3 protein-coding genes are annotated in these 3,543 nt (G+C 65.3%); 2 read left to right on the top strand and 1 reads right to left on the bottom strand.

What is annotated here, in order from left to right:
* A partial coding sequence (locus J0I79_RS34365) for a 5'-3' exonuclease H3TH domain-containing protein (RefSeq protein WP_292870424.1) occupies positions 1–1,754 on the bottom strand: 1,754 nt, incomplete at its 3' end.
* Positions 1,755–2,012: 258 nt separating this feature from the next.
* On the opposite strand from J0I79_RS34365, the gene J0I79_RS34360 reads away from it, so the two are divergent.
* Positions 2,013–2,729 (top strand): GntR family transcriptional regulator, encoded by a 717-nt coding sequence (locus J0I79_RS34360; RefSeq protein WP_292870421.1) that lies wholly within the window; start codon positions 2,013–2,015, stop codon positions 2,727–2,729.
* A 78-nt stretch (positions 2,730–2,807) separates the two neighbouring features.
* On the top strand, positions 2,808–3,543 hold a 736-nt coding region (locus J0I79_RS34355), incomplete at its 3' end, for an FGGY family carbohydrate kinase (RefSeq protein WP_292870418.1).

Here is a 3,543-nt window from a genome sequence, read left to right as displayed (position 1 = left end):
GGCACCAGCGGCCGCTCCAGCCGCTCATACACCGAAACCAGGCCCTTGGCCGCTAGCCGGGGCTTCAGCACCTGCCAGACCCGCAAGGTGAGATCGGCCTGTCCGGCCGCGTAGAGCGTTGCCCGCTCGATGTCGACCTGATCGAAGCCGATGGCGGTCCTGCCCGAGCCGGCAAGCTCCTTCTTCGAGGCCGGCGCATGGCCGAGCCATTTTTCCGAAAGCCCGGCCAGGTCGTGATGTCCGACAGTGCCGGCATCGAGCACATAGGAGATCAGCATGGTGTCGTCGAACGGGGCGACCTCGACACCGTGCCGGCTCATCACGACGATGTCGTATTTCATGTCCTGGACGATCTTGAGGACGGACCGGTCCTGAAGCAGCGGCTTCAGGAGCGCCAAGGCCTCGCGCACCGGGATCTGGTTTTCCAGCTGGCCGCCGCCAAGCAGATCGCCATTGCCGCTCTTGTGGGCAAGCGGCACATAGACGGCGCGGCCGGGTGCGATGGCCATGGAAAGCCCGATCAGATCGGCCTGCATCGGGTCGGACGAGGTGGTCTCGCCGTCGAAGGCAAGAATGCCGGCTTCCCTGGCCTCGGCGATCCAGGATTTCAGCGCGGCTGTGTCACGAATGGCCTGGTAGGCCGAGGTGTCGATCTTGCCTGCCGAGGCCCGTTCCAGCCGTAGCGCCGAAAGCAGGGAAGGGGTATCGCCCTTCGGCGGCGCGGTTTCGGCCATTGCGGGTGCGTCACCCGCTGTCTGCGTGGCCGGCCTCGGGGCCGCGGGCGCGCCCGCGCCGACATCCGGGCCATGCGCGGTGTCGGCGCGTTCGACGGTGACGGCGGCGGCCTGGACATCGCCGATCTCGGTGGCCGTGGCTTCGGCGACGCGGCGCGTCAGCGTGGTGAACTCCATCGTCTTCAGAAAACCGATCAGCTTCGGCCCGTCCGGCGGCTGCAGCACCAGCTCGTCCAGCCCTTCCTTCATGGGAACATCGTTCTTCAGCGTCACCAATTGGCGCGAGATGCGCGCCTTGTCGGCATTGGCGATGATGGTTTCGCGGCGCTTGTCCTGCTTGATCTCGGTGGCGCGCGCGAGCAATCCGTCAAGATCGCCGAACTGTTCGAGAAGTTGCGCCGCGGTCTTCGGGCCGATGCCGGGCACGCCGGGCACGTTGTCGACCGAGTCGCCGGTGAGCGCCTGCAGATCGATCATCTTTTCCGGCGGCACGCCCCATTTCTCGATCACTTCGGGAATGCCGATCTGGCGGTCCTTCATCGGGTCGTACATGCCGACAGTCGGGCCGACCAGTTGCATGAGATCCTTGTCGGAGGAGATGACCGTGGTGTCGGCGCCGGCCTCGCAGGCAAGCCTGCAATAGGTGGCGATGATGTCGTCGGCCTCGAATCCCTCCATTTCGATGCAGGGCAGGTTGAAGGCGACCGTCGCCTGGCGGATCAGGCCGAATTGCGGGATGAGGTCTTCCGGCGGCGCCGAGCGGTTGGCCTTGTATTCGGGATAAAGCTCGCTGCGGAAGGTCTTCGAGGAATAGTCGAAAATGACGGCGAAATGCGTCGGCACGACACCTACACTGGTGTTGCGGGCGTCCTGCATCAGTTTCCAGACCATGTTGCAGAAGCCGAGCACGGCATTGGTCGGCAGGCCGTCGGATTTGCGGTTCAGCGGCGGCAGCGCGTGATAGGCGCGGAAAATGTAGCCGGAGCCGTCGACAAGAAAGAGATGATCGCCTTTTTTCATGCCGGCAGGGATAGCGCGGCCGGGCTTCGTGGTCCATGCCAAAGGCGGCGATCTTCGATGACTACGTCAAGCCCCTGACAATGGGAGGTCGAGGCGGACGCAGGTCGCCTGGATGCGCCAGCACGCCGGAAACACTTCGGCCACGAGGTCGCGCGGACGTATCAGGCTTGAAGTGGTATTAGAATTGGTATTCATGTGGTATTATCTTCAGCCTCGATGGTGGGTCCTCTGGACATATTCAATCCACGCCGTTTTGAAATGGGCGGCCCGGCGCCTGCCTACCGGCGGCTTTATGCCCTGGTGGCGAAAGCCATCGCCGCAGGCGAATTGCGGCCCGGTGCCGTGCTGCCCTCCGAGCGCGACATGGCCGTCGCGCTCGGCATTTCGCGCGTGACCGTGCGCAAGGCGCTGGCCGAGCTTGTTGCCAAGGGACTGATCGCCCAGCGGCATGGCAGCGGCAACTATGTCTGCGGCGAGGCCAGGCGCTACGCGCAGAGCCTCAGCCGCCTCTATTCGTTCACCGAAGACATGACCGCGCGCGGCCGCAGGGCGGGTACGCTCTGGTTGTCGCGGGAGCGCGCCATTGCCGGGGCGGGCGAGGCCGCGCTGCTGGGCGTGGCCGAGGGAGAGCCGATCATAAGGCTGCAAAGGCTGCGGCTGGCCGATGACGAGCCGATGGCGGTCGAATGGTCGATTTCACCAGCGAGCATACTTGTCGATCCCGAGCAGGTCGGTGCGTCGCTCTACGAGACGCTGCGGGCGCTGGGGCACAATCCCGTCAGCGCCACGCAGCACTTCAGCGCCATCAATATCGATGCCGATAACGCGCGCCTGTTGCAGGTGCCGGTCGGCTCGGCGGCGCTCGACATCCATCGCACGACACGACTGCAGGACGGTCGCATCGTGGAGTGCAGCCATTCCATTTTCCGCGGCGACGCCTACGACTTCGTGGCCGAGCTGAGCCTGGGAGCATAGCATGACACTTCGCGAAGCGCCGAAGTCCGGCGGAGCCTGCCTGTCCTCCGCGCGGGTTCCTTCCGGAGCGTTTGCGCGATGAGCCGCTATCTGCTCGGCATCGACGCCGGCTCTTCCGTCACCAAGGCCGCCGTCTTCGACGATCTGGGCCGACAACTCGGCACGGGCATGCATCGTATCCGTCTGCAACGGCCGCATCCGGGTTGGTCCGAGATCGATGCCAGTTCCGCCTGGGATGCGATGGTTTGCGCCATCCGGTCGGCGATGTCGGACGCCGGAGTGAGCGGCAGGGATATCGCGGCCGTCGGTCTTTCCGCGGCAATGGTCGGCGCATGGCTCTCGGACGAAACGGGCAATGCTCTGCGGCCCGGCATCGTCTGGGAAGACAGCCGCGCCCAGGAGATGCTCGAGGAGCGCGTCGCCGCCATTCCCGATTTCTACCACCGGATATTCCTGTCCGACGGATGCATGCTTCAGCAAGGCTGCACATTGCCGCTGCTCATGTGGCTGAAGAGACACGAGCCCGACGTGCTGGAACGGACAGCCCATGTGCTGTGCTACAAGGATTTTCTCAGGCTGAGACTCACGGGCCTGGCCGCGGCCGACCGAACCGAGGCCGCCGTCGCGCCGGGGAGCGCGCTTTTGCGAGGCCGCAGCGACGAAATGCTGGAATTGTTCGGCGTGACCGATCTCGCCGGCAAGTTGCCACCGGTCGCCGAGTCCGAAACCTTGGGCGGTACGATCGCACCGGCGGCGGCCGAGGCGACGGGTCTGCTTGCCGGAACGCCAGTCGCGATCGGCGCGGGCGACGTGC

Origin of the sequence: Mesorhizobium sp. (assembly GCF_017306585.1) — a bacterium.
In the GTDB taxonomy this organism is placed as follows: domain Bacteria; phylum Pseudomonadota; class Alphaproteobacteria; order Rhizobiales; family Rhizobiaceae; genus Mesorhizobium.
The sequence above is the reverse complement of the archived record's forward strand: the minus strand, read 5'-3'. Positions and strand labels throughout refer to the sequence as shown.

What these genes read in the sequence shown, in the direction of transcription:
- J0I79_RS34360 (WP_292870421.1), top strand. Translation starts at nt 2,013, where the DNA reads ATGGGCGGCCCGGCGCCTGCCTACCGGCGGCTTTATGCCCTGGTGGCG.